General features: G+C 53.0%; 11 protein-coding genes. 3 read left to right on the top strand and 8 right to left on the bottom strand.

Annotated elements, in window-relative coordinates; genetic code table 11:
- Positions 1-403: 403 nt before the first annotated feature.
- Positions 404-1294, bottom strand: a complete 891-nt coding sequence (gene rarD / locus ACI4OH_RS06375) for an EamA family transporter RarD (RefSeq protein WP_439784418.1) — start codon at positions 1292-1294, stop codon at positions 404-406.
- Between the two features lie 142 nt (positions 1295-1436).
- Positions 1437-3374, bottom strand: coding sequence for an OPT family oligopeptide transporter (locus ACI4OH_RS06370; protein WP_439784417.1), 1938 nt, complete (start codon positions 3372-3374; stop codon positions 1437-1439).
- 332 nt (positions 3375-3706) lie between these two features.
- Between ACI4OH_RS06370 and ACI4OH_RS06365 the strand changes: the two genes are divergently transcribed.
- Positions 3707-5500: a HAMP domain-containing sensor histidine kinase gene (locus ACI4OH_RS06365; protein WP_439784416.1), complete on the top strand. Its 1794-nt coding sequence runs from the start codon at positions 3707-3709 to the stop codon at positions 5498-5500.
- Positions 5501-5564: 64 nt separating this feature from the next.
- On the opposite strand, the gene ACI4OH_RS06360 is transcribed toward ACI4OH_RS06365, so the two are convergent.
- Both ACI4OH_RS06360 and ACI4OH_RS06355 read right to left on the bottom strand, forming a co-directional pair.
- Positions 5565-6245, bottom strand: a complete 681-nt coding sequence (locus ACI4OH_RS06360; RefSeq protein ID WP_435721050.1) for a class I SAM-dependent methyltransferase — start codon at positions 6243-6245, stop codon at positions 5565-5567.
- A gap of 190 nt (positions 6246-6435) precedes the next feature.
- Positions 6436-10575 (bottom strand): ESPR-type extended signal peptide-containing protein, encoded by a 4140-nt coding sequence (locus tag ACI4OH_RS06355; RefSeq protein ID WP_439784415.1) that lies wholly within the window; start codon positions 10573-10575, stop codon positions 6436-6438.
- Between the two features lie 495 nt (positions 10576-11070).
- On the opposite strand from ACI4OH_RS06355, the gene ACI4OH_RS06350 reads away from it, so the two are divergent.
- Complete coding sequence (locus ACI4OH_RS06350; protein WP_439784414.1) at positions 11071-12246, top strand: class I SAM-dependent methyltransferase; 1176 nt, start codon at positions 11071-11073, stop codon at positions 12244-12246.
- On the opposite strand, the gene ACI4OH_RS06345 is transcribed toward ACI4OH_RS06350, so the two are convergent.
- Positions 12247-12762: an AAA family ATPase gene (locus ACI4OH_RS06345; RefSeq protein ID WP_439784413.1), complete on the bottom strand. Its 516-nt coding sequence runs from the start codon at positions 12760-12762 to the stop codon at positions 12247-12249.
- A gap of 375 nt (positions 12763-13137) precedes the next feature.
- Here ACI4OH_RS06345 and ACI4OH_RS06340 point away from each other — a divergent pair, with 375 nt between their 5' ends.
- Complete coding sequence (locus tag ACI4OH_RS06340; RefSeq protein ID WP_435721043.1) at positions 13138-13560, top strand: nucleoside 2-deoxyribosyltransferase; 423 nt, start codon at positions 13138-13140, stop codon at positions 13558-13560.
- Positions 13561-13719: 159 nt separating this feature from the next.
- On the opposite strand, the gene ACI4OH_RS06335 is transcribed toward ACI4OH_RS06340, so the two are convergent.
- From ACI4OH_RS06335 to ACI4OH_RS06325, 3 genes are all read right to left on the bottom strand, one after another.
- Positions 13720-24663, bottom strand: a complete 10944-nt coding sequence (locus tag ACI4OH_RS06335) for an ESPR-type extended signal peptide-containing protein (RefSeq protein ID WP_439784412.1) — start codon at positions 24661-24663, stop codon at positions 13720-13722.
- Between the two features lie 284 nt (positions 24664-24947).
- The gene (locus ACI4OH_RS06330) at positions 24948-25637 is read right to left on the bottom strand and encodes a winged helix-turn-helix domain-containing protein (protein WP_435721041.1); all 690 of its coding nucleotides are present in this window, start codon (positions 25635-25637) and stop codon (positions 24948-24950) included.
- Positions 25638-25689: 52 nt separating this feature from the next.
- Complete coding sequence (locus ACI4OH_RS06325) at positions 25690-26379, bottom strand: hypothetical protein (RefSeq protein WP_435721040.1); 690 nt, start codon at positions 26377-26379, stop codon at positions 25690-25692.
- Positions 26380-26485: the final 106 nt, after the last annotated feature.

Here is a 26485-nt window from a genome sequence, read left to right as displayed (position 1 = left end):
CAGCCGCGCCACAATCTTTTTAAGCCGAATGACAGACTCCAACGTAATTTTATCGGTTTCTTCCATATAATATAGTCCCTTTCTTTTCCATCAACTTTCTATCAAATTGGAAACAAGACACTGCGTACTACTTTTATGAGGCTGCCCCCAGTGGCAGCCTCATAAAAGCCCGTAACCCCAAAGCTGGCAGTAAGGGGAAGCGGGCTGGCACGAGCGGAGCGTTCGGCCGCCTGCGTCAAGAACTTATTTTTTGCCTGCCAGAACCCTTGCGAAGGAGCGTCCGTCCAAACGAAGTGCGTTTAGCTCCCTGCAAGGCTGAATTAAAAGGCAAAAAATAAGTTTAGCAGCCGGCCGCCGCGCAGCGACGCCAGCCCGCTTCCCCGCCTTCCCTTCTCGAGGGCCCTTACTTCCTGCCGCCAAGTCCCTCTGCCGCCGTAAACAGCGCCAGCGCGGCCCAAATAAATGCCAGCGCGCTGATCTGCGCCAGCCCGAACTCCTCATGGAAAAAGAAAATTCCGAGCAGCAGCCCGATGGTCGGACTGATATACTGGAAAAATCCGAGTACATTTAAAGGCAGCAAATTCGCCCCGTACGAAAACAGCACCAAAGGCACCGCCGTCACCACGCCCGTCCCCATGAGGAAAAGCGCCAAATCCGGCGTCGCCAGCGAAAAATGATTCTCCGGCGACATCATGAGCCTTGCGATATACGGCAGGGCAAACGGCAGCATCAAAAGCGTCTCGAGCGTGATGCTCGAAAACGGATTGAGCTGCAGCTGCTTCTTGAGTGCCCCATAAACCGAAAACGTCACGGCCAGCACCACCGAGACCCACGGCAGCGAGCCGAGCTGATACGTCATCAGGAAAATACCGATGGCCGCGAGCAGAATGCAGAACTTCTTAATGCCACCAATGTGCTCACGAAAGAAAATAACACCGAACAGCACGCTCATCAGCGGATTGATATAATACCCGATGCTCGTATCGATGACATGATCGTGATTGACGGCCCAGATATACGTCAGCCAGTTGATGCTGATGATAAAAGCCGCGGCCAAGAGAATCGCGCCGCGCCTTTTATTCTGCCAAAGCGCGCGGCAGTCGGCCTTAAACGCCTGCCAGCGCTTCGTCAAAGCGAGCACCAGCAGCATAAAGAAAAATGACCAAATAATACGGTGCGCCAGAATCTCATTGGCATCAGCCCGCGCGAGAAGATTCCAGTAAAGCGGCAGTACGCCCCAAATCAAATAGGTCATGAGCGCCGCCGTCATGCCCACACGGCGTGAATGTTCCAAAATACCACCCTTTCCCTTTCCATTTTATTTGTAAAAAATCCAAGCGAACAATATGTTCCAGTATAACACAAAAAGCCGGTTCCTGATGAAAAACCCTCAGGAACTGGCTTATCCGTCTTCGAAATTTTATTTATCCAAAAGCTTATGCGTCGGCGCGGGCGGCTTTTTTCGCCATCGCGTAGATGAAGATGCAGAGCACAAAATACGCGATGAGTCCGGCGAACGTCGCGGCCGGCGAAGCGGCCCAGGCCTTGGCGAACCAGTCGATACCGGCGATGTGCAGCACGGCACTGATGAGGCTGCCAATAGCACCGCCGGCAACAAAGCCCGAAGCGACCGTATTGCCCTCGCTCAGGCGCTTGGCATTGACTTTTTCATCCTTGCTGCTGTGCGAGACAAAATACGAAATCAGGCCGCCGACAAGCACCGGCGTATTGATGCCCATCGGCAGATACGCGCCAAGGGCGAAGGCGAGCGGCGGAATCTTCATCATCCAGAGGATGACGGCAAAGAACGCACCTGCCATGTAAAGCGGCCACGGCGCATTGCCGCCGTCCATCATCGGGCCCACAATGGCGGCCATCGCATTGGCCTGAGGTGCGGCAAGAGCGCCATCCCCCGTAAAGCCATACGCGTGATTCAGGAGGAAGACGACACCGACCGACACAACACCGGCGAGGACAATCGAGACGAGCTGCCACTGCTGCATTTTCTTCGGCGTCGCGCCCGTGAGATACGCGACCTTGAGCTCCGACATAAAATTGCCAGAAACCGCGAGCGTCGCGCACAGGAACGCTGCCATCATGAGGATGGCCACGATGCCGGCCTTGCCATGCATGCCGGCGCTGCCCATGACAACCGCCGAAACGATAATCATGAAAATCGTCATGCCGGAAACCGGCTCATTGCCCGTGAACGCAATCGAGCTGATGCCGACGACCGACAAAAGCAGGGCAAACAGCATGACCACGACAAAGGCGATCATCGTCTGCGTCAGGCTTTCGGAGCACATGATGTGGAAAAAAACGGCAAACAAAACCGTCATGAGCAGGCTGCCAAAGACAATCTGCACCATCGGCAGGTCCTGCTGCGTGCGCAGCAGCCCCGCCGCTTTTTTCGAGCTCTTCGTGAAGAGGTCCGAAACGGCACGTCTGACCACGCGCGCAACGACGCCCGACATCGACAAAAGGCCGATGATGCCCGACATCGCAAGCATGCCGATGCCGACATGGCGGACATACTGCGAGAAGACCGCATCGACAGGAGCCTCTGCGAGAAGCATCGACGTCCCATCGACCACCATCATATGGTCGCCGCCGAGATAATACGCAATCGGCACGCAGACAAGCCACGAGAAAAACGAACCCGCCGCGATGATGGCCGCATAGCGAAGGCCCGTGAAATAACCGATGCCCAAAAGGGCCGCATCGTTATCGAGACTGAAAACCAATTTGTATTTATCGGCCAGAGCCTGTCCCCACTGGAACGTCGTCGTCGTCAAAAGTTCCTGCCACCAGCCGAGCGAATTGAGCACAAAATCGTAGACCATGGCCACAGCACCGCTCAAAAGCATCAAATGTGCCTTCGAGCCTTCGTCCGACTCGAGGACTTCGGCTGCCGCACTGCCCGACGGGAACGGATAAACGCCGTCCATCTCCTCGCAGAAATAACGGCGGAACACCGTCGCGAGAAAGACGCCGAGCACGCCGCCAAGGACAATCGGGATGACCATTTCAAGAAACGAGACATCCTCGATGTGCAGAATATAAAGGGCCGGCAGAATGAACATCGCCCCGCCGATGATATTCGTGCCGGCACTTGCAATGGCCTGAATGTGCACCGTCTCCGGAAACGCATTTTTGCGGTGAAACAGCACCGCCATGCCCATGGCCAGCACCGAAACCGGCGCAAACGCATCGACCGTCTGGCCGATTTTCAGACAGAGATAACCCACGGCCAAAGCAAAGATGACCGAAAAAAACAAGCCCCAGAACACGACGTACGAATTGATTTCCTCATACGTCTTAGCAGGCGACATCCTCGGCTTATAAGGACGCCGTCCATGATTTTGGTCCGACATGGAATTCCCCCTGCATCCAGAAAATCTGAAAGATAATATCGCCTGTCCATCCTATGTGGATAGAAGGCACATGGATAGTGTAAGACTATTTCAGAAATATGTCAAGAAACCACATAAAGTGTACACATATACACCATTATATTATAATAACACCACAACCTTTCCGCAGTACCGCTCTAATATGTATGTTCATGACAGACATTTCCGAAAAACAGCAGGAAAATCCTTCTGCCCGTCGAATCTGTAAAGCAAACGCGGATACAGAAAAAGCCGTTATCGCGTACAAATGTCCATATGACACGAAAAAATATACTAAAAAAGGAGCTGATCCTTTGTTTCATTCCAAAATTACCCGCCGTCTCGTCTCATCCTTCCTGCTCATCGTCCTCGTCTCCCTCTCCCTTCTCGGCATCATCCTGCTGAACTATTTCCGCGACTACACGATGCAGCAGGAAAAGAACGCCCTGATTCTTAACGCCAAAATCGTCGAGACCTCACTTGAAGACACTCTCTACACGCGCAACACGGCAGCCCTTGACACCATCCTGCGTGAACTCCATGAAAAGACCAATCTGCGCATCACCGTCATCGACGCCGACGGCACGGTGCTCGGCGATACTTCCGAGCCCAGCAGCGCCCTCGACAACCACCTCGACCGCGAGGAAGTCCAGCAGGCCATGACGAGCGACTACGGCATGGCCATCCGCAAAAGCGACACCCTGCACGAAAACTTCATGTACGCCGCAATTCCCGTCTACCGCAGCGGCCAGCTCATCGGTATCATCCGCACCTCTTCTTCGCTCGCTTCCATGGAACAGTCGTACAACATGGGCTTTCACTTCATCCTTTCGGCCCTGTTCTTCGCCCTGCTCATCGCCCTCATCATCTCCATCTGGCTTGCCCATCGTCAGGTCCAGCCCATCCGCTGTCTGAGCCTCGGTGCCATGGAAATCGCGGGCGGCAATCTGCATAAACGCCTGCGCTGGCGCAGCGGCGATGACGAATTCGACACCCTCGTCAAGACCATCAACCGCCTGACGGCCAACCTCTCGCGGAAAATTCAGGAATCGCAGGACGAAGCCCATAAGATGAGCCTCATTCTCAACAATACCGACAACGCCATCATGCTCATCGACGAACGCGGCCTCATCGTCAACACGAACCGTCAGGCCGAAGAGACCTTCCACCTGCAGGGCAACGAACTGCACCGACACAGCATTCACGTCATCGGCAGTGCCGAGCTCTCCGAGACCGCACAGGTCGTCTGCCGCGAAAACAAGTCTCAGACCATTACGCTGCAGTTTGACGGTCAAAACAATATAAAGCATACTTTCCAAGTCTTCCTCGCACCGTTCCGCGACGGCTCCGACGAACTCGTGCTCGCCGTCTTCCACGACATCTCGCTGCTGCAGGAAATCAACCAGCGTCAGGCCGAATTTGTCAGCAACGCCGCACACGAACTCGCCACGCCCCTGACTTCCATCTCCGGCTTTGCCGAGACCCTGCTCGACGACGACTTCAAAGACCCCGAAGCCAGCCATCACTTCATCAGTATCATCTACCAGGAGGCCCAGCGCATGACCCGCCTGATGAAAGGTCTCCTGGAGCTCGCGCGCCTCGACAGCCATCACGGCCGCACCAAAGTCAAGCGCGTGCCCATTGACGTCAACGAAACGCTGGAACATACGGGCAGACAGCTGCAGGAAAAAGCCGGGAAAAAGTCACAGAACCTGCAGATTGAACCATCCGCAGAAACCCTGTTCGTCTCCGCAGCCCCCGAACTTTTCAGCCAAATCCTCTACAACCTGACTGAAAACGCCATCAAATACACCCCAGAGGGCGGCAAAATCCTCGTCAAAAGTCAGTCCGACGGCGAAAACGACGAAAACATCAAAATCACCGTCCAGGACAACGGCATCGGCATCGCCCCCGACGACCTGCCGCGCATCTTCGACCGCTTCTACCGCGTCGACAAAGCCCGCGCCAGAAAATCCGGCGGCAACGGCATCGGACTCTCCTTAGTCAAATTCCTAGTCGAACTCTTCGGCGGCAAAATCGAAGTAACAAGTCAGCTCGGAGAAGGCACCACCTTCACCCTGACCTTCCCCAAAACCACAATCAAATAAACGTAAAAAAAGCGTACGAAAAAAAGCGAGGCTGTAAAAAACAGTCTCGCTTTATTTTTCTACCTCATTTTTTGCAAATAAATCCCGCAAATGACCCGGCCTTCGTAATCCGCGTATGAGAGTAAAGCCCGCGCAGTCTCTTTTCCAGGCTCTCCGCCGTATCAAAAGGCGGCGTAAAAAATCCGCACGGCACACAGAACGACTGCACAAAGAAATCCGTAATCTTATTCTCGCCCTTGACATAGCAGCACCCCGTAAACGTGCCGCCGTCCCGAAGCACGCGGTGCGTCTCGGCAAACGCCGCGTCCTTATCCGGAAAAGCATGCAGGCCGTTTAAAGACAGCACGCAGTCAAACGTGCCATCCTCATACTGCAGGTCCCCGACATCGCCGCGCGTAAAATGGACGTTCGGCAGCCTGCGTGCCAGCGGCGCAGCCTTGGCCTTTGCGAGCATCTCTTCCGAATAATCGAGGCAGACAATCTTCGACGACTTCATCTGACAGTAATGCGGCAGGGAAAGCACTCCCGTCCCGACCGGCACCTCAAGCAGCCTGCCCGCAAAATTCTTTGGGATCCCCTGAAACGTCTGCTGGATGAACGATTGATAGCGCGTGCCGCTGAGCTGCCAGAAAAAACGGATAGCCAGACGTCCGAGCAGACTTTCGTTCTTCATCATGCCATCGTAATCCTTCGCCAAATACCCGACCAGAGCATAGGCATTCCGTACTATCATCTTGCGTTCCATAAACTTCTCTCGTCCTTTCTCTATCGTTTATAGTTTTAGACTATCACATATCGCGCCGCGGCGATATACTTTTTATCACACCGGCCTATGATTTCTTATTTTTTCCTATGATTCCTGCGAAAAATATTTGAAAAAAAGAGACTGCCCGCAGGCAGTCCCTAATAAGCATATATAATAGGAAGGAAAAATCTTATTTGGCAGCTTCCGCTGCTTTTTCAATCTGCTCGCCGTAGATGTCGCGGTAGATTTTGGCCTTTTCGCCATTCTTCTTCTGGACTTCTTCATCGCGATCGTTGACGCGGACACGCTCAATCTTGTGGCGGTCGTTATCGTCGCCGGCTACGCGGTCGACGCGGAAGCGGTTCAGGCTGAGTTCGCGAATCTCGGGGTCGAATTCGTCGGCCATGTGCTGCAGGTCCGCGTCAGCGGTAACGCCGTTTTCGAGGGCACGCTCGAAAATCGCGGCAAATTCGTAACGCGTCATCAGGCGGTCGCCCTTGAACTCGCCATCCGGGAAGCCCTCAAGCAGGCCGCGGTCGGCCAGTTTCTTGACGTAAGTGTAGGCCCAGTGATTCTCCGGCACATCCGGGAACAACAGCGAACGCTTCTTCGTCTCGCCCGACTGACTGCCGACAAGGGCCTTGAGCTGCTGGATTTCGGCATCCTGCTTCTCGACGTAATCCTTAAGGGCGAGAATCTCCTTGGCCATCGCCACACGGCTGTTCGTCACATGATTGCCCTGGCCAAACTTAAAGCTGATGCCCGCGTTGATCATGTTCTCCCCGCCGCCGACCGTGCCGCCAATTGACAAGGTCGTATCTTCGTTCGGCTGATAGAACGCGCCGACCGCCGCAGCATTCGCGCCGCGGTAATTGCCGTAGCCCACAGCGAAATCCCATTTGTCATCGGGGTCGAAATCCTGCGGATGCAGGGCAGCGAGAGCCGCGGCACCGGCGCCGACGCGGTCGACACGGCGGCTGACATTGCTGATTTCGCCGCCCATTTTCTTGAGCTGGGAGACATTGACGGCATCATCATCGGCTGTGCCGGCTGCGACATTGTGAATCTGATTACCCGCCATGCTGACATTGCCATCCTGCACCGTGAGGGCACGGCTGCCGTCGTCCGACTTGACTGTCAGACCGCTGCTATTGATGGTCGTATTGCCCGCGTTGAACGTGCTGCCGTTGACCGTATCAGCCGCAACCGTCGTTGCCTTGACATTTGCAGCATTGACATCCGCAGCATTCACCGTCGTGGCATTGAGTGTCGCCGTATCAACACTGTTCAGCCCCTGCAGGTCTTTTGCCAGTTTGACCGTCAGCGTATCATTGCCGTCAGAAACCACACCGATATTATTATCGGAAAGGTTCGACGTATCCGCAACACCGCCCTTGATATTTGTCGTGCTGTTCAGCGTCTGCGTCAAGGCCGCGCCCGTGTCACCGGCAAATTTCATACCATCAGCCAAGGTAGCAACAGCATGATTATCCACAGCGACACGATTAATAGAAGTGCCATCCACGCCCGCAGCAGCCGCCGCAGCTTTCAGCGAAGCCGTGTTGGAGCCATCCTTAAAAGTCAGCTGACCATTTTCTCCATCTGCCTTAACGGATTTCGTTCCGTCTGCACTGGTCACGGTCAAAGTACCATTCTGACCATTCGTGCCCGCACTGCCGATCGTCACATTATTGCTCAAGGAAATATCGTAATTAGCACCGGCGGTATCCGTCGCATTCGTTTTGTTCAGGACTAGATTGCCGGAAGTGCTGTTATTATTTACAGAAACAGTCGTGTGCTGCTGAGAAATCTGATTAATTCGGCTGTTCACATTGGTAATTTGACTATCCGTATAGGATTTAGCATTCTGTTCCACCTGATGAAGCTGGTCTTCTGTTGCGGCCTGACCCGAAGTATAGCTATCGCTGTTCCAAGTTTTGTTAGTCAGGCCATTCACCGTGCCCTTGCCATCTTTATTGATGGTTACGCTGCCAGCTGTCACGCTGCCATCCGTGCTATCCAATTTTACCTGAGTGCCATTCTGACCGACTGTGACAGTACCATTGGTACCATCGATGGATACCTGCTTAGAGGCATCAGTTCCCAAAGTCACTTTATTTGACAAATCGACCGTGTATTCTGTACCCCCAGCTGCATTCGTTCCTTCTAATACCGTCACATTGGTCGAACCAGCTTTCACGCTAGAGTGCTGACTAGCCTTATTGTTTACGGCATTCAACTGAGAAACATTGACAGCATCGTTATTTGCGACACCATCTGCTACATTACTAATGACTTTACTGCCTGCGTCAACACCGGACGCAGTTATGCTTGGACCATTGGTAATGGCCAGGCCACTTGTATTTATCGTTGTATTCCCAACACTCACACTGTTCAAATCTGTAAGGTCCTTGGCCAACTGGACTTTCAATTTACCATCAGAAGTACTCTTGACGGCAATATTGTTATCCGTTAAATCACCAGTGGCTCCGCCGACAATTTCTAACTGCTCATTCAACTTTTTCGTGATAACCGTAGCATCATCACCTTTAAACTTCAAACCATCATCCATCGTAGCAACTTCATGATTTCCCTTAGTATCCGTATAAACAAGGCGGCTGGCTGTATCCGCAGTAGTATTTTTATCGCTGTTCAGCGTTTTCGTGCCATAGTCGGTCCAGATATCGGTGAAAGCACCGTCCGAGCCAGTCAGGCCAATATGGCCCTTCGTGCTCGTACCGCTGCCCTCGGCCCACATGGAAACACCATTTGTCGTACCATCCGTACCATTGACGCCAATGCCGGACTGTGCAACCGTCGAAGTCGAGCTTGTCTTCGAGACAGCATCCTTGCCAATGACAACGCTGGAACCATTCGTATTGTCAACAGCGAGTCTGCCATTTGTGCCGGCTACAGTATTTCCAGAGCCGTCCGTGCTGTTTGCCTTGCCCAAAGTCATATCATCGGACGTAGCAATGGAAATCGTGCTGCCATTTTGCGTTAAAGCGATGTTCTTGCCGGCATCAAGCGTGACAGTCTCGCCCGGATTGATGAGTTCCGTGCTCGTACCAGAAACCGTGCCGTCCGACTTAGACGTTGTCAGATTGAAGCCAGAATTATTGATAGCATTGGCTACATTATCACCCGTGACATAAGATTTGGTGGCGGTCGTAGGATTCGTATTTGTCACAGTACCATTAGTCGTGGACAAAGTTGATGTAGCTATGCTCAAATCATAATTGGTATGATAATCCGTCGGATCCGTCGTAGTCGTAATCCCCACGGATTTATCATTTGAAGTAACTGTCGTACCTGCTGCTTTAAGCTGAGCGACGTTAACAGCATCTGTGTCAGATGAACCGGCTGCTACGCCTGTAATTTGTCGTGTAATAGGCTTCTTTGCACTGGTATTGCCTACAGAAACAGCACCAGATGTTGAAATCCAAGTGCTGGCATTACTGCTTGTACTAGTTACCGTCGATGGTTTCCGATATGCATCAAGTACAGTTCCATCCTGAGTATTGCCTGCGGCTCTGCTGGCATTGGAGCCATATCCCAAAGCAACAGAACCTTCTGACTCAGCATAGCTGGCTGCACCTAGAGCTATAGTATTTTTTGCACCAGATGCCTGTGCATACCAACCAATGGCAATGCTATTTTCCTTAGTAGCCTGTGCATCCCATCCGATAGCAACCGCCTTACTGCCATCCAACTCTCCTGCTGTTGTATCACTGTCTTCAACGCCAGCTAAGGCACTAAGACCGATAGCTATACTGTAGCCACGATTGACTTTTGAACCACTGCCAATAGCTACTGCCGAAGCTGCTGATACATGCGTATCATAACCAATGGATACCGTTGAATCAGCAGTTGCAGATGTATGAGAACCAATCGCAATAGAATGCTGATTTGCTGCATTCGTATCGGTGCCAATAGAAACGGCGCTTTCACCACTTGCCGTGGTTTTCGTAACACTATCTTCGCTTTCCTGAACGCCAAAACCTATAGCAATCGAATATTTTCCTGTTGCTTCAGCATTCTCACCGATGGCAGCAGCCGGAGTACTCGTTGCTGTATTACCAGCTGCTGTATTAGTACCAACAGCAATTGAGTTATCCGTATTTATCGTACCACCAAGTCCCGTATATCCTGTTGCTGCTTCGACCGGATTCAAACTCCCCGCTCCCGTGATCAGCACCGTTCCCATAAACACGGCTCCGAGCACGGCGGCTTTCAGTGAGCGGCTTTTGCCGTTACTTTTTGCGATTTCGGATACGACAATGTAGCAACCGCGCACTTTGCTCCAGACGACTTTGTAAATATGATTCATCGTGCTTCCCCTCCATGATAAAGACACATTTTGCGTGATTTATATCTGGAAGGATGTACAGGGCTTGTCCTCCACGACACGCTTGTCCTGTTTCTTGAAAATCGTTCCATTTTTATAAATCGCGGTAATAAATAACTTTTATTACTTGTAATTCTACAGCAGACTATTGTCATTATCATTGGAGTTGGCATTAAATTACACTTTGTTTTCGTTAAGAGTCTTTATCTGACATAAAGCGAAAACGAATGTATCTGAGAGCTGCATAAAGATTTCATGAAGCTCCTCTAATTTTTCATATACTTCCATGTTATCAGAAAAAATACTTCCCTCTTTTCTCCGTTCTGCTGTAAATTTTTCTATGATACGATAACTTTTTTTCATGATAAAAGAGGGTTTTGCGGAAATTCTGTCGAAAGGGTTTTGTAAAGTATCTAAAATGAGAGGCATTCGCTCACTTGCGGTCCCCTCGAATTGTAGAAGAAAGGGGTTTTTCCCATGCATTTTCAAAAGTTGATGGACAATTTTTTCCTGCATTATCTCGAGCATTTCGACAAGCACTGCTTCAATGTCGAGATGCATGATGAGACGTACACGATTGGTCAGGGTGAGCCGGAGTTCACGGTTGTCATCCACAAGGATGTGCCGAAGAAGGAGCTCTTGGAGTCGACGGAGCTGGCGCTTGGCGAGGCCTATATGCGCGGCGATATTGAAATCAAGGGCGACCTCTTCCACATGCTCTGCACGTTCCTCGAACAGGCCGACCGCTTCTCGCTCGACCGCAAGGGCCTGTGCAGCATCCTCTATATGTCGGAAAAGAAAAAAGACCAGGCCAAAGAGGTTTCCTCTCATTATGACCTGGGCAATGAATTCTATAAACTCTGGCTCGACCCGACGATGAGTTATTCCTGTGCTTACTTCAAGCATGACGACGACACGCTTGAGCAGGCTCAGCGCAACAAGGTCGACTACATCCTCGAAAAACTCTATCTGAAACAGGGCATGACGCTCCTCGATATCGGCTGCGGCTGGGGCTTCTTGCTCATTGAGGCCGCGAAGAAATACGGCGTCAAGGGCTATGGCTGCACGCTGAGCAAGGAACAGTGGAAAAAGAGTCAGGAACGCATCAAGGCAGAAGGTCTTGAGGACCTCGTGACGATTGAGCTCATCGACTACCGCGACCTTGAGGACAAAGGGCTTAAATTCGACCGCATTGTCAGCGTCGGTATGATGGAGCATGTCGGCCGCTCGAATTACGCAACGTACATGGAAACGGCCAACCATCTCCTGAAAGAAGGCGGCATTTTCCTGCTGCACACGATTACGGGCCATGACGAAGTTGTCTCGGAGCCGTGGATCCGCAAGTACATCTTCCCGGGCGGCACGCTGCCGTCGCTGCGTGAACTCATTTCGCATGCCTACGACGCCGACTTCCGCGTGCTCGATGTCGAGAGCCTGCGCCGCCATTACTACAAGACGCTGCGCTGCTGGTACAAGAACTTCCTCGCCGTTCACGACAAAGTCGCGGGCTGGAAGGGCGAAGAATTCGTCCGCATGTGGGACCTCTACCTCTGCGGCTGCGCGGCGGCCTTCTATATCGGCTACATCGACATTCATCAGGTGCTCATGACGAAGGGCAACAACAACGAGCTGCCGATGACGCGTTGGTATTAATTACCTCTTGATTTTTAGGTCCAGCAGGACCCTATCTGTCTCCCACGGGGATATGACGGTATACGGTACGTTGTATTTCTCGAGAACGGAAAGGATCTGCTGGTCTTTTTCTTTGGCGCGCGGCAGGTCCGTCTCGGGGCGGCCGTCGACGGCGAGGAATTCGTCGTTGCGGCGCAGAAGGTAGTTGAGGTTGTCGTAGCGGTTGAACTCCTGCATGACGAGGGTATCGAAGGCGTCGGAGGGCTCGCGGTTGTAGATGATGTTTAAAGGCAGCGGCGAGTCGCAGATGGCGAAGTCGACGTTGTATTTGGCAAGGGTGCGCGTGCGGTGGGCCTGCTCGGCAAAAAGATAAAGCTGGTCCTCGACGATATCCGTGGCATTCTGGTACCAGAGCCACTTGGCAAATTCGCCGACAAGCTCCGTGCGGTAGCCCATGCGTTTGAGCTTGGAATACATATCCGCGGCAATCGTGCTCTTGCCGATGGCGGCACCACCGTAGAAATTAATGACTTTCATTCGATACTCTCCTATACTCATATATATAATTCGCGGGATGGATTCGTGGAAATGAGGGACAGTTGGCGATGGCAAGGCGGGGATGGCTGTTCCCCGCTCCACGTGGCCGGCTGAACAGCCATCCCCTCTTTGCCGGCTTTTCTCCTTCTTCGCCTCGAAGGGGGACGCTTTGGGGCTTTGCCCCTCGCTTTTACTAACTAGTATCAAAGTTTTTTAGTACGATAGATTGTAAGGTGGGAAGAAGATACTAACCATAAGTGGAGCTTCAGCCTGCTGCGCGGAACGTTGGTTAGTATCTTCTTCCCGCCGCCTTTCCCTGACGCCTTAACTGCCAAGTATTATCTTATCATATTTATAGAAGGACGTGGCTAAAAAATGAATCGAAATGTTTACTTTGCCGGCAGTATCCGCGGCGGGCGCGCGGATGCCGCGCTTTATCAAAAAATCATCGCCTATATCCAGAAAACGGATACCGTGCTCACGGAGCATGTCGGCAATCTCGACCTCAATGCCCATGAGCAGGGCCGCCGCGACCAGCTGATTTATGAGCAGGACACGGGCTGGCTGCGCCGTGCGGATGTGGTGATTGCCGAATGCACGAATCCTTCTCTCGGTGTCGGGTACGAGCTCGCGTATGCCGAGCGTTTTGGCATTCCCTGTCATATTTTTTACCGACATTCGCAGACGGACCTTTCCGCGATGCTCACGGGCGATACGTATTTCCACATTCACCCGTATGAAAAACTCGAGGAAATCCTGCCGGTGATTGATGAGATTTTAGGAAATCGTCATATATGACGGCAAAGCACAAAAGGCGAATGGCTCACACTGAGCAGTAAAAAGGAAGTTCCTTCACGATAACGCGATAACGTGAAGGAACTTCCTTTTTGTTTTATGGCATCATTTTAATTCTGCCTTGTCCGACTGCTTTGACCTGCTGCCAAAAGTCAGCGGAGGTCAGCGTTTGACATTTTTGAGTTCGGCGCGGAATTCGCTGGCCAGATGATTGAGTCCGCCGTCTTTGTTGAGGGCGGGGTCTTTCGTGGCGCCGTTCTTGAGGGCCGTGTAGAGAATCTGAGCGAAGTCGTTGCGCGTGAGCATCGGGTTGTTTACAGGGTCTTCTACGCTGCAGCCTTTGAGGACTCCGGCTTTGGCGAGTTTGCCGACAAAGTCATAGGCCCAGTGATTTTCCGGCACATCCGGATAGAGGTCGTCGCCGCTGACAGCCGGAGCTGCGGCAGCGGGCTGGCCCGTCTTCTGCTCCGTGAGTTTTTCAAGGATGGCCGTCTGGCGTGCCAGAAGTTCCTTGAGCTCATCGTTTTCCGCGCGGACCGGCGAATCCGGCGAAGGCAGGTAAGCTGCGACAATCGGGACCTGCTGGCCGTTGGCCGCTGTAGTCGTAGTCGTTGTCGTAGTCGGGGCCGGCGTTTTGACCGCCGCATTCGCCGCGCTGACCGGCACGGCCGCCGCTGTATTGGCAGCGACAAACTGAACCGGCACAGTCCTTACGGCCTGTTTGCGCATATGACCGGAATCCTTGCCCATCTTCCACGTGACACCGGCGTTGACCATATTTTCACCGCCGCCGAAGCTTGCGCCGACGGACATGGTCGTGGTCTCATCCGGATGGTAGTAAACGCCGACAGCCGCCGCGCTGGCCCCGCGGTAATTGCCGAAGCCTGCCGCAAAATCGACCTTGTCGTTCGGGTCATAGTCGCCAGGATGCAGGGCCGCGAGAGCTGCCGCCCCTGCACCAACGCGGTTGATGCGCGAATCAAGACGATTGACGGCGCGGTCGAGCTGGTTGATGTTCGAAGCATTCTGGTTAATCGCAGCATTCTGCTGAGCGGCCAGTTCGTTGACCTGCTTGACATTGACCGCATCGCCGTCATTACTGCCGTCTGCGACATTCGTGATCTTCTGGCTGTTGGCATTGATGCCATCACCGGAAACATACGTCTTGCCGTTGACTTTCAAAGTATCGCCGGTCAGGGCCGACTTGTCGCCGACTTTCACACCGTCGTTGTTGACGACCGTGCTGCCGGCCGTAAAGGTGTCGGCCGTCATTGACTTGGCGGCGATGGAGCCTTCATTGCCCTTAATCGTCACATTGCCGAGGTCCAGTTTTTCCTTGTTCAAATCAATTTGGTAATTCGTGGCTCCATTCTCAGTTTTTGTCAAAATCAAATTCTTATCGCTATTGCTAACGGTAGTGTGTTGTCCGGCTGTAGTATAAATATCTGTCATACGCTTGTTCAGTTTAGCAATAGCTGTGGTAGAACTATCGCCGTCCTGCACGTCAATATCCTTGTTGGTGACAGCACTGTACTGATTGTCACCGACACGATTATCGACCTTCGTATTCAGGTTGTTCACGGCTTCCACTACAGAAGTCGTCTGATAGTTATCGCCGTTCTTGGTCTTGACCGCATCAGCCAACTGCGTCGTGTCGCCCAAATCGGAAGCCTTGGCCACGTCGTTGATGACAACCTGACCTTTAGTAGCTCCTGCACCATCGACAATATTCATGGTGACAGAATTTGTCTTAGCCCCTGTCTGAGCATCCGTCTTGGTTGTGACATTATATGTACCGGCCTGAACATGAAGTTCGTTGTTCTGTGCCGTCGTTGTAGCCTGCGAAATAGCCGCAGCTAACTGACTTTCCGTAGCCGCCTTGGTCGAACCCTGATAACCGCCTGCCGAAACAGCTACATTGGCCTTTGTAGCATCCCAATTCGTGTTAGATAACCCTGTAACTGTCTTTTCAGAACCATTGACAATAACGCCACCAACAGCAGCCGTACCAGTTGAACTGTCCAGCATAATTTTTTTGCTAGTATCCGTTGTATTATCCAGTTCAACCTTGCCATTTGTCACTTTGCTTTGACCGACCGTCAAAGAACCTGTATCAGCTAACTTAACATTGTCGCTGAGTTTCACCTTGATGCCGCCTATGTTCTTGCTGTCGGCTTCTGTCGTGATATTACCCTGTTTGGTTATGGTCTTGCCGTCAGGAGCATATTCCGTATCACCGACAATACTAACCGTCTGGCCCAGCATCTGCGTAACGGTATTGCCGTCTGCGTCCCGCAGGCCGAAACCGCCGGACTGAGAGGCAATGGTCACCTGGTTGATAGCTGCTTTCAACTGGCCTTCCGTAGCCGCCCGGTCATCCACCACTTTGGACAGATCCCAAGCCGTGTTGCCAAGGCCGGTGATATAATTTCCGTCATTGGTATTGGCACCGCCGCCCACCTGCTTGCCGATGTAGATACCACCGGTCCAGACACCATCAGCGCCTTTCGTACCACCGAGACGAATGGTTGCAATATTTACATTGGAAGCCAGACCATACGTAAAGGCCGTGCCATTCTGAGTCAAAGTCAGGTTATCGTCGTTGCCGAAGGTCACCGTCGATCCCGCTTTCACCTGCTGAGTCTGAGCTGTACTGCCTGCTTTCTGGACATTCCAAGCCGCATTGTTGATGGCGTCTGCTACTTCGCCGGCATCAGCGACACCGGAACCAGAGGCGACTGCTTTGTTATCTTTTGTACTCAGCGTTGCGGTATCCACATCGACTTTCACCGTAGCGCCGGAATCAGAACCGGACACAGTAACAGTACTGTTCTTACCATTAATGAAAGAAACGGTCTTGTCCGCACCGATGCTGGTGGTGCTGGCCGTATTGTTGCCCGTGATTTTCCAGCCGCTGCCGACTTTCTGCTGCAGGGCATAGAGCTGGCCGCCGTTGACCGCTTCCTGGGAACCGGCAACGACCTTGCCGTCGGCCACGCCCGTGATGGTATGGCCGCCGTTCTGCAGGCCCTGTTTGTTCAGGACTACATCAGTCGTCGTATCATCGGCTGCCTTGTTGGCATCATGGAGCCGTACTTCCGTAGCATGCTGGGTCAGCGAATTGCCGTCCCTGTCCGAAACCTTCAGGCCTTCGCCGTTCAGGACAGCGGTGTTCTGCTTGTCATCCACCGCCGTGACGCTGGTCATGCCAGTCACGACCTTGTTCAGGCTGTACGTGAACGTCTTTCCATCCTGACTCAGGGACAAGTTGTCGCCGGCTTTCAGGGCCACCGTATCTCCGGCCTTCACCGTCTGGGCATTTTCCGTGTGGTCTGCGTCCTCGATGGTCCAAGCCGCGCTGTCCACTTTGGAAGTCAGTGCATTCAACTGTTTCACGTTGACAGCATCCGTATCGGCAGTGCCTTCTTCCACACCGGTAATCTTCTTGCTGCCCGCATCGATACCGCTGGTCGTGACGCTGGGGCCGCCCGTAATGGTCAGGCCGCTGGCACCCAGGCTCATATTGCCATTGGTGATGCCCGCGTTATTCATCGTCGTAGCACCGGTCTGGATGCTGCCTTCTTCTCCAAGATTGATGTCTTTCTTCAATTTCACAGAAAGCGTGGCATTGCCCTGCTCATCGGCGGAGGTCGTGACACCTACATTGCCGTCCGTCAAATCAGACGTGGCACCGCCCGTGACATTGAGCTGTTTGCCAAGCTGAACGGTCTTGGCCGTCGTATCGTCGCCTTTGACTTTGAAGCCCGTCGTGGCCGTCGTACTGGACGCTGCATTTACGAGACGTTTGACATCACTGATGTTCGCAGCATTCGTGTCTGTATCGCCACCGCTGGCAACATTGGTAATGACCTTATCGCCCGCATTGATGCCGGAGGCCAGGACGCTGGGGCCATTCGTGATTTTCAGTCCTTCATTAGACAATGAACTGTTGCCCGTCGTGACCTGAGTCAGAGAAATACTGTCATTCAGGCCATAGGTGATTTTTCCATCAGCATCGACAGCAGCCGTCGTGTTCGTCCCATTGGCAAAGTTGAGTCCATCTGCCAGCTTGCGACTGCCCGCATCGACACTGTTGGCCTGCAGTTTCAGATTGTCTACGGAAATGGTGTAAGTCTTGCTGGTATCCGTTTCTGTGGGCGCACCGATCTTCACGTTGTCCCCTGCGTTCATGGAAACAGCATTTTTGGCTTGTGCCTTGATGGCATCATTGGAAACATTGAAGGAAACCTTGCCATCTGCCGTCACGCTGGCCGTCGTATTCGTACCGTCGTTAAAGCTCAGGCCATCTTTCAGTGCTACGCCCGTGCCGACTTTGGTATTATTCTGAGCGACAGACAGGTTGTCCACGTTCAGCGTATAGATTTTGTGCTTGTCCGTGGCATCCGTCGTCGTTGTTCCCAGCGAAGCATTCGTGCCGGCTTTGATTTCCGTCGTTGCAGCCGCTACGGCTTGATTCATGTCCGTCGTGCTGGCAGCGCCGAAATCGCTGAGGCTCAGGGTCGTATCCGTGCCATCATTCCGGTGGAATTTGACGGTTTTCGCCTCCGTATCCTTCGTAATCGTCGTATACGTATCCTTCAAACCGGAAGTGGTCACTTCGTTACCGTCAGCATCTTTCAAGGTCATGGTCACGGCATTGCTGTCAGGCGTAGCCGCCGTCGTCACTTCCCCGCTGGTCAGCTTGTTGTGCGTTGCCGTAATCGTGAAAGTCGTCTTACTGGGATCCGTCGTGTCGGCACTGACCGTTGCAAAGCTGTTGGCCGATTTCACATCGACGGCTTCCTTGGCCTGCGCTTTGATGGCTGCATTGGACACGTTATATTTAATGGTACCATTGTCTCCAACAGTAGCCGTGGTATTGTCGCCGTCAGCAAAGACGAGGCCATCGGCCAGTTTGACGGATTTCTTCTCGCCATCCGTGGTCTTGACGGCCAGGTCGCTGACGTTGACCGTGTAAATATGGTGGCCGTCAGCCGAATTGGTATCATCAGTGACGCTGTCCACGTTATTACCTTTTACGACAGTGGAAGTAGCTTTTGCAGCCGCCGTTTGGATGGTACTGTTCAGGGTATTCACGCTGGTCGTCAAGTCATCCTTGCTGGCACCGTTCAAGTCGCCCAGGGACAGAGTTTCAGAAACTCCGTCATTGCGGGCGAAGGTCACCGTATGGTCCGTGCCATTCTTGGAAACCGTGGTAACCGTGTTCTTCAGGCCCGTGGAAGCCACTTCGTTGCCGTCTGCATCTTTCAGGGTCAGCGTCACATTGTCCTTATCCCCTGCTTCAGCCGTAACCGCAGTCAGTTTGTTGTGGGTGGCGCTGATGGTCACAGTTCCGTCGCTGGCCACGGCCGCCGTGGTGTTGGTGCCATTCTTGAAGTTCAAGCCATTGGCCAGGGCCACCGTAGTCGTACCCTCACCATTAGCTTTCACGGCCAGGTTATTGACACTCACTTTGTAAACGTTCTGCTGGTTAGCACCGGGTGTATTGGTAACAGATACGTTATCGCCAGCCTCTACTTCCGTGGTAGCTGCCTTGATTTGAGCCACATTGGCCGCATCCGTATTGTCCGTTCCCGCCGTGACCTTGGCAATCTTCCCGTTGGCCGTGATGCCGCTGGTGGTCACGCTGGGACCATTGGTAATGGTCAGTCCCGTGCCGTTCAGGGTCGTGCTGCCGTTGGTCAGGCCGCTGTTGTTAATCGTGGTATTCCCCGTCTTGAGGCTGCCATCGCTGCTCAGATCCAGATTCTTGGCCAGACGGATGCTCATGGTACCGTTGCCGTTGGCTGTGCCGTCCGTCGTATCAGCCGAAGAAACGACGCTGATGTTGCCCGTCGTCCAGTTGGCCGCCGTATTCGTGCTGTCGGTCGTGGCCCCGCCGCTGAGAGTCAGGGTCTTATTCAAGGCCACGGAAATAGAATTGCCCGCATCGTCTTTATAATTGGTGCCATCGTTCAGGGTTGCCAGACTGTAGGTTGTTCCTGTCTTCGTCCCGTTATTGTACTGGATACGCGGAATCCCATTTTCCGTATCGCCGCTGAAGATGTATTTTTCATTGGTACCGCTGCCATCAAAGAGGCCGATATAGCCGCCGTTGGCCTTTGTTATACCCATGGTTACGCCAAGAGTGTCATCGGAAGCCGGAGATTTGCTGGAGCCGTCCGCCGTACCGGTCGATTTATAAAGGGAAATGCTGGAGCCATTGTTGATGGAATAGTAGCTGCCGCCATTGACGCGCAGGGTACCGGATTTATCCGTCGTTTCTGTGCCGCTCTGGTAATTGCCGAGGACAACATCCTTGCTCAGTTTGACCGTCAGCGTGCCATTGCCGTCCGACGTGACGCCGATGTTGTTGTTCGTGTCATTCAGACGGTTGGCTGCATTCTGGCTGTTGATACCGCCTTTGATGGTCAGTTTGCTGTTCAGTTTCAGGTTGGAATCCGTGCCGGAGTCACCACCGACGGTCAGACCGTCATCCATGGTGGCCACCGTCTTGTCATTGACCAAAAGCCGCGTAGCTGCAGTCCCGGACAGGTCTTTTGTGGTCGTACTGCCGCTGGTGCGCAGGGTGACGCCGTTGGCGCCCTTGGCATCGTCAAGAGTCAAGGTGCCGCCGTTTGTCCCCGTGCCGTCCAGCTTGATGGTTTCCTGATAGCTCGTGCCGCTGCCGGAACCCAGCTGGGCCGTGTTCAGACTGGTCAGGTTGCTGGCCAGTTTGATGTTCAGGGCATTGTCGTCCGTATCGGCGATGACGCTGATGTTCTTGTCCGTGAGCTTCGTGCTGTCCACGGTGGTGGTGGTCACGCCGTCCGTATTAGTCGTGGTGACTCCCACTCCGCCGCCGGTGATGGCCAAGGTCTGGGCCGAGCCGCGGGCGATGACGTTGGTATCGGCAGCACTGTCAGCACCAAAAGTGGAGTTGTCGCCGCCAAAGCGCAGCTGCCGCGTCAGGGCATAGAGCTGGGAGCCGTTGACTGCATCCGTGCTGGACGCACTGACAAGACCGGCGGCCACATTCTGGATGCGCCGTTCGCCGCCAACTTTGCCCACCGTGATGACGCCAGTCGGACTGGAACCAGCGTAGGTGTAACTCGTGTCGTCACCATAGGTTTTATCTGTGCTGTAGCTCTGAGTGCCGGCCGTGGTGCCGCTGGCCTCCATAGCTTCCACATTGAGTTCATACAGATACTGGGCTTCATATTTGGCTTTAATCTGGGCCTTTTCTGTATCCGTCGTAGCCGCAGCGTATTCGTCCGACGCTTCGGCTGCCGTATCGGCTGCCGTTTTGGCTGCCGTGATGGCATCGCTCTTCGCCATGGTCTGGCCTACATAAGCTGCGTTATTGCCCAGATAAACGGAGTTGCCCAGGCCGGCCGTCACGTTGTTGCCCAGGATCTGAGTGTTGGAGAAGTCCTTGTTCGTATCCGTGTTGGCATCGACTTTGTTGTTATAGCCCAGTATGGTGACATTTTTAATATTGTTGGTCAGTCCGTTGTCTGAGCTCTTGCCCTGGACCGTATTGCTGGAACCAACGATGGAAATCTGGCTCACCGTATTGGGATGACTGGACGTGCCGCCTGCTCCGGCATCGATTTTGTTATCACTGCCCGTAACAGTAATATCCGATACATTGTTATCGACCACATTCTGGGTCAGGCTGTTGCTGTTACCAGTCATGTAAATACCAGAAATAGCCTTCTTCGTATTGGCATCGGAAATAGAGGTCACACTGTTGTTATAACCGGACACACCGCTGGTGGTAACACCTCCCCAGGCACCGCTGACTGTATTGCTGCTGCCCAAGCCATAGGTGTTGTTGCCCGTGATGCTGTTGCCCTGGCCAATGGCCGTGGAGTTGTCGCTATAGGCTTTGCTGCCCTCACCGATGGCCACAGCATTGGTGCCGTCTGCCAGAGAATCGGTACCCACCGCCGTACCGGAAGCATATTTAACAGTGGCGTTATTACCGACGGCAACAGAGGTATCACCGGCTGTAGTTGCACTATAGCCGATGGCCACAGCCTTTACGCCCGTGATGGAGCCCTTGGTGGTATCCGTAGTATACGTCTGGGCACGGGTACCAATGGCTACAGAGTTGTCAGACTGGGCCGTAGTGGAAGTACCCAAAGCAATACTGTTTTCCCCTTCGGCTGAAGTATTATGTGTGGTTTTCGTACCACTGGAATCCGTGGATGGGTTATCTGCCGTACCGATGGCAATGCTGCGCAGGCCTGTGGCATAGACGTTATTGCCGATAGCCAGGGTCTTTTTATTAGTAGCATTAGCATTAGGGCCAATAGCCATGGCATCTGCCATATTAGCTGTAGCACCTGTATTGTTATAGTTATCTGTCAAATTTTCACTAGAACTGCTGATGGCAAAATAATGCGGCTTCACCGAATCAATGTTGGTATTCAAATCCGTAAATTTCTGTTCGAAATAATCTTTCGTCAAGCCGACTTTCGTGTCCGTCGCCTGGAGCAGTTCATTCAGGGAATTCAACTGCCCTACCGTTGCTGCATCGGAATCGAAGACACCATCTGCTACGTTGGAAATACGGCGTGTTAAAGCGGTCGTGCCCGTCGAATCCCCTACAGAAACATAAGTGGAATTAGCGGACAAGGGTTTATATGTAAAGGCAGACTTATATTCCGTATACGTCGTCGTAGTGGATCCATCGGAGCCAGTACTCGTCGTTGCTTTATAGAGATAACTATTGCCCTTACTATCAGTCTGTACCGTCCCCAGCGTAGAAACAGCCGGAGCCGCAGAACCGGCACCGATGGCCACGTTGCCGCCAGCAGAAGAAGCATTCCGCCCTAAGGAAACGGAGTCCGTACCTGCTGCTTGAGCCGTATATCCTAAAGCCATAGAGTTCGTACCTGTAGCTTGGGCTTCCCCGCCAATCGCAACCGCATAGTTTTCCGCATTGGTTTTTTCACCGATAGAGATGGCATTCATAATATTAGCCGCCGAACTTTGATAATTGGCCTGGTACCCGATGGATACGTTATACCCATTCTGGTTCAGACTGTCGTCGGCATAACTGATGTTGTAACCGGCGCTGGAGCCGATGGCTACGTTGTAGTTGCTCTTCGTCTTGTTGCCGGCGCTGGAGCCGATAGCAATGTTCTGCATACCGGCTACGTCATTGCCGGCTTCCGTACCGATGGCAATCAGAGAGCCGGAAGTCTGGGGTTCGCCCTTCCCTTCCGTCGTACCCACGCCTGCCTTATAGCCCAAAGAAATGGACCGGTCTGCATTGGCCGTTGCCCCATTGCCGATGGCCAACGCATCAAAGTTATTGGCGGTTGCACTCTGGCCGATGGCCGTAGAACGACCGGATGCCGTGCTGGAACTGCCGATGGCATTGCCGCCTTCACTGGTGGTTTGAGCGCTCTTGCCGATGACTACGGAATTGGCACCGGTGGCACTGGTGCTGCTGCCGATGACCACCACATCTGCCGAGTTGGCCGCTGCACTGGTACCCATGGCAATGGAATCGGCGGCACTGGTGGCCTTGGCTTCCTTGCCCAGGACTAAAGCATCCTTGGAGGAAGAAGCCGTTGCGGAGCTGCCAATAGCTACAGCATCGGTGCTCTCAGAAACAGTGGCCGATTTGCCGATGGCCGTGGAAGAATCAGAAGCGGCGGTGGAAGCTTTCGTACCGATGGCGATGTCGTCGGACTTGACCACGGCCTGATAGTTGCCGTCCGTATCATTGGTTACGGATGCCCCATTGCCCAAGGCAATGGACGTATTGCCGGCTGCACTGGCCGAAGTGCCGATGGCCACGCTGTTTTCGCCACCGGCCGCAGCAACGGTGACGGACGTGGTATCGTTTACCACTTTTGTGTATTCAGTTGCACCGGTGGTGGCACCATTGCCGATGGCCAGGCCGCTGGTGGCCGTTTTGTTTACCGTGGCCCCATTGCCCAGAGCCGTGGCCGTAGCGGCCGTATCCACCTTGGCACTTGGCCCGATGGCAAGAGAGTTCGTACCATTTACAGAAGCATCGGTGGCATAAGTCTTAGTACCATCTGTACTGGTGGTAACTTCTGGATTGACCTTAAAGTACCTAGTCATTTTTGATGTATAGCTTGTAGTCGTATCATTGATGTCCAAGCCCAAAGCATTGACGACGTTGACCAAATTTGTATCCAAAGAAATCAAATTGGCAGCCGTCGTATTGCCTGCACTGATATAAGTGCCACTCGTCGGCCGCAGTTCCGTGTACAGGGTGTCGCCGGAAACCAGATTCGTATCTCCGACGGAAATGGCACCATTGTTGGCCACATTGATGGTGTAAGTCAAAGTGCTGCCATCATCTTCCGAGCCGGTTGTGCTGACCGTGGCATTGCCCGTAGCAGCCACTTTCACCGCCTGTTTGGCCTGCTTCTTGATGACCGTATTGCCGGCATCCGTAATATTGGACAAATTCTTGAGATTGCTGATATCGGATTTATTGGTGGCAATATTATTGGCATTTGTTGTAATATCGGTTGCATTCTTCTCAATAGACGTCTTATTGGCTGCTATATTCGTCGCATTGGTTTCGGTAGCCGTCTTGTTTGCTGCTATATTCGTCGCATTGGTCTCGGTAGCCGTCTTATTCGCTGCAATATTGGTTGCATTAGTCTCCGTAGCTGTCTTATTCGTTGCTATGTTTTTTGTATTGGTATCGATAGCCGTCTTGTTGCCGGCGATACTTTCCTTATTCGTAGCAATATCAGCCGTATTCGTTGCTATATTAGTCTTATTGGTGCTGATATCCGCAGCATTCTTGGCTACTTGGGTATCCAGTGCCTTGATGTTTTCGTCTGCAGTATTGGTGTCGCTGATGTAGGTCGCTGTCGCAGTCGTAGTATCACTCGTGGTGGTACCCGCACTATCACCATCTGCCGCCCACCCGACCGGCAGTCCTATGCTCATGGCCAGCAGGGTGGCGGCTACGAGGCGGGCGAGGCTTTGGGGACGGACGCGGCTCTGCAGGCTTCGTGTCTTGCCCCGGCTGTGCACGATCTCAGAGACGACCTGATACATGTTGCGCGCGCGATTGTAGATGACCTTATAAATTTTATTCATAATATCAACCCCACCTTTGGAACAAAATGCACCTGCAAATGGTTATATGCGAGTTGTATCTTTTTCATCAATGGGATTCTTAAACGAAATTCTTACATTTTTATCCAACTGTCACGTATCTATCAGAATCTTATTGACGCAAAAGCATATTGCCATACATACCAAATGAGTCTTTAAGCAAACTTTATAGAACAATTCGTTCTTTTATGAGCAAAATCCTGCTTTTATGTCAAAAAAAAGAAGATGACTGCAAAAATAGTCATCTTCTTAAGGCTGTTTATTTATTAGGAAATTTTGCGGGTGAAGCGATAGCCGACGCCGCGGACGGTTTCGATGGCGTCGCTGATTTCGGGGGCCGCGGCGAGTTTGGCGCGCAGGTGGCGGATGTGGACGTCGACTGTGCGCGTGTCGCCGTAGTATTCGTAGCCCCAGATGCGCTCTAAGAGTTCATCGCGTGAAAAGGCGCGGCCGGGATTTGTCACGAGGAGCTTCAAAAGCTCGTATTCCTTTGGCGTCAGGGCCACGGGCTCATCGTGCAGCCAGACCTGATACGAGGAAAAGTCAATGCGCAGGCTGCCGATGGAGAGTGCCTCCCCTTTTGCTTTGTCGTCCTGATGGGAGCGGCGCAGCACGGCTTTGACGCGCGCGATGAGCTCGCGCATGGAAAATGGTTTGACGACATAGTCATCGGCACCCATCTCGAGCCCGAGCACACGGTCGATTTCTTCGGCTTTGGCCGTCAGCATGATGATGGGAATGCCATTTGTCTGCGGACTTGACTTGAGACGGCGGCAGACTTCGAGGCCGTCAATCTCGGGCAGCATGATGTCGAGAAGCACGAGGTCGGCTTTGGGCGCCTTGGCGAGGGCTTCGCGGCCGTCGGCGGCCGTCTCGACCTCGTAGCCGTTTTTCTTAAGATTGAACGCGAGCAGCTCCCGTATGGAAGCTTCATCATCTACGACAAGGATCTGCATTTTATCATCCTTTCCTCTCTGCAAAAGTCAGGGTTCCGGAACAAGTGAAAAGTCAATAATAATGCTCGGTCAGGTCGATGAGATTGTCGCGCACCTGACGCAGGAAATCCCAGCGGTTGACATTTTCGGCCCCGACGGAGAAGACAAAGCCGTCTTTCGTCCAGTAGGCGGCAAATGAAGAATCGCTGACTTCGGCAATCTGCACGGACGTGCCGCCAATCGTCTGCGTCTGCCAGTTTGCGCCGTAAACGCCGCTGAGCGTCTCGGCCGTCATGCTGTCGGGGTCGGCCACGGCCGTGCGCACGGTGAACTGCGCGCGTTTTTCCGGCTGGCCGTAGCGCGAGGCATAGCGAAGGTCGGCAACATTGCCGCCGATGATAAAGCGCTGCTGCAGCTCAAGGCCTGAGCTCAAAGGGAAATAAAGCGGATGAAAGTCAAGGGCCTGTGCCATCTCCGTGTAACTATTGTAGGGAACCATCGGGTTCGGCATGCCTGCATTCGCATCGGACTGCGTATCCCCCGCGGTCTCCGCAGCGTCGGCGGTATCGGAGGCAGTCTCAGCAGCGGTGCCGGCCGTATTCTCAGCAGCCTGCGTGACCTCTGAAGTATCCGCGATGGAGCTGTCACCCGGGACAGCGGCCATCTGCGCGGCCTCGCTGTCCGCGTCCGCAAAGACATTCCCATGCGAGAACAGGATGACTCCGGCGGCGGCCAGAGCCAAAAGATTATGATATGCTTTCATGCAAAATTTCCTCCAAAATCAAGAAATGAGGGAAAGGCTTCTGTCTTTCCCTCATTTCATTATAATACATATACCATGACAAATCCAGAGGGGCCAGATGTTCGTT

The organism is Mitsuokella apri (assembly GCF_051886055.1).
GTDB lineage: Bacteria > Bacillota > Negativicutes > Selenomonadales > Selenomonadaceae > Mitsuokella.
This window is presented reverse-complemented; position numbering and strand designations above follow the sequence as displayed.

Coding starts and splice junctions, on each gene's coding strand:
- ACI4OH_RS06370 (WP_439784417.1), bottom strand. CDS start 3,374: ATGTCGGACCAAAATCATGGACGGCGTCCTTATAAGCCGAGGATGTCG.
- ACI4OH_RS06360 (WP_435721050.1), bottom strand. CDS start 6,245: ATGGAACGCAAGATGATAGTACGGAATGCCTATGCTCTGGTCGGGTAT.
- ACI4OH_RS06355 (WP_439784415.1), bottom strand. CDS start 10,575: ATGAATCATATTTACAAAGTCGTCTGGAGCAAAGTGCGCGGTTGCTAC.
- ACI4OH_RS06350 (WP_439784414.1), top strand. CDS start 11,071: ATGCATTTTCAAAAGTTGATGGACAATTTTTTCCTGCATTATCTCGAG.
- ACI4OH_RS06345 (WP_439784413.1), bottom strand. CDS start 12,762: ATGAAAGTCATTAATTTCTACGGTGGTGCCGCCATCGGCAAGAGCACG.
- ACI4OH_RS06340 (WP_435721043.1), top strand. CDS start 13,138: ATGAATCGAAATGTTTACTTTGCCGGCAGTATCCGCGGCGGGCGCGCG.
- ACI4OH_RS06335 (WP_439784412.1), bottom strand. CDS start 24,663: ATGAATAAAATTTATAAGGTCATCTACAATCGCGCGCGCAACATGTAT.
- ACI4OH_RS06330 (WP_435721041.1), bottom strand. CDS start 25,637: ATGCAGATCCTTGTCGTAGATGATGAAGCTTCCATACGGGAGCTGCTC.
- ACI4OH_RS06325 (WP_435721040.1), bottom strand. CDS start 26,379: ATGAAAGCATATCATAATCTTTTGGCTCTGGCCGCCGCCGGAGTCATC.